We start from the raw sequence: 1,223 nt of genomic DNA, 5'->3' as shown, positions 1-1,223 counted from the left end.
GGTGCGCCAGGCGCCGGGGGCGGTGGCGGTGGTCCATGAGGACGAGCGCCTGAGCTATGGCGAGCTCAACGCGCGGGCCAACCGGCTGGCGCATCATCTGATCGCGCTCGGGGTGAGGGCCGGGGATCGCGTTGCGACAGTGCTGGACCGCTCCGTCGCCCTTGTGGTGGCGCAGCTGGCGATCCTGAAGGCGGGCGGAGTGTATGTGCCGATCGATCGCGCTCTTCCATCTGCGCGACAAGAATGGCTGATGGCCGATTGTGCTGCGCGCCTGGTGCTTAGCGAGAGTGACGATGATGATCTGCTTGAGGTGACNAGAATGGCTGATGGCCGATTGTGCTGCGCGCCTGGTGCTTAGCGAGAGTGACGATGATGATCTGCTTGAGGTGACAATCCCTGTTCTGGCGATTGAGCCGCTCATGACCGGAGCAGGGTCTAGTGCCGATCCTGGCCTGGCATTGAGCGCCGAGGCTGCCGCTTACGTGATGTACACGTCCGGCTCGACCGGCCTTCCCAAGGGGGTTGTTGTTGCTCCCCGTGCGGTCAACCGGCTCGTCATCAACAATGGCTATGCGCAGTTCAGCTCGAGTGATCGTGTGGCGTGGGGGGGCAATCCCGCGTTTGANCGCGTTTGATATCAGTACCCTGGAAGTGTGGGCACCGCTGCTACACGGTTCAAGCCTGGTTGTGATTCCACAAATCGATGTGCTGCAGCCAGAGGTGCTGCGCCGTCTGGTTCAGCAGCATGGCATTACCGTCCTGCATCTGACAGCTAGGTTGTTCAGCCAGAGCGCTGATGATTTAGGCCCGGCGCTGGCAAGCTTGCGGTTGCTATTGGTCGGCGGTGATGCGGTTGATGNATGTGCTGCAGCCAGAGGTGCTGCGCCGTCTGGTTCAGCAGCATGGCATTACCGTCCTGCATCTGACAGCTGGGTTGTTCAGCCAGAGCGCTGATGATTTAGGCCCGGCGCTGGCAAGCTTGCGGTTGCTATTGGTCGGCGGTGATGCGGTTGATGTGGCGGCAGTAGCACGGGTCTTGAGTGGGAGCCGACCGCAGCATCTCTTGCACTGCTACGGTCCGACCGAGACGACGACCTTTGCGACAGTCTGCGAGATTACCGCGATTGATGAGACGTTTGGCCGGCTCCCGATCGGGCGTCCGATTGCGAACACGCGGTTGTATCTTCTGGACGGTCATGGCGCGCCGGTGCCGTTCGGGGCGG

4 protein-coding genes are annotated in these 1,223 nt (G+C 61.9%); all 4 read left to right on the top strand.

What is annotated here, in order from left to right; translation table 11 throughout:
* Position 1 precedes the first annotated feature (1 nt).
* Positions 2 to 358, top strand: a complete 357-nt coding sequence (locus X738_RS0145515) for an AMP-binding protein (RefSeq protein WP_031257210.1) — start codon at positions 2 to 4, stop codon at positions 356 to 358.
* Positions 327 to 635, top strand: coding sequence for an AMP-binding protein (locus X738_RS88675; RefSeq protein WP_023804304.1), 309 nt, complete (start codon positions 327 to 329; stop codon positions 633 to 635). Before X738_RS0145515 ends, X738_RS88675 begins: the two co-directional genes overlap by 32 nt.
* Entirely contained in the window at positions 565 to 954 is a 390-nt protein-coding gene (locus X738_RS89670; protein ID WP_156942800.1) for an AMP-binding protein, read from the top strand. The genes X738_RS88675 and X738_RS89670 overlap by 71 nt, the downstream gene beginning before the upstream one ends.
* Positions 848 to 1,223 (top strand): AMP-binding protein (locus X738_RS80610; RefSeq protein WP_156942799.1); only part of this gene is annotated, 376 nt, incomplete at its 3' end. The genes X738_RS89670 and X738_RS80610, both read left to right, overlap by 107 nt.

The sequence above is a fragment of the Mesorhizobium sp. L48C026A00 genome, from assembly GCF_000502375.1.
GTDB lineage: Bacteria > Pseudomonadota > Alphaproteobacteria > Rhizobiales > Rhizobiaceae > Mesorhizobium > Mesorhizobium muleiense.
The sequence above is the reverse complement of the archived record's forward strand: the minus strand, read 5'-3'. Positions and strand labels throughout refer to the sequence as shown.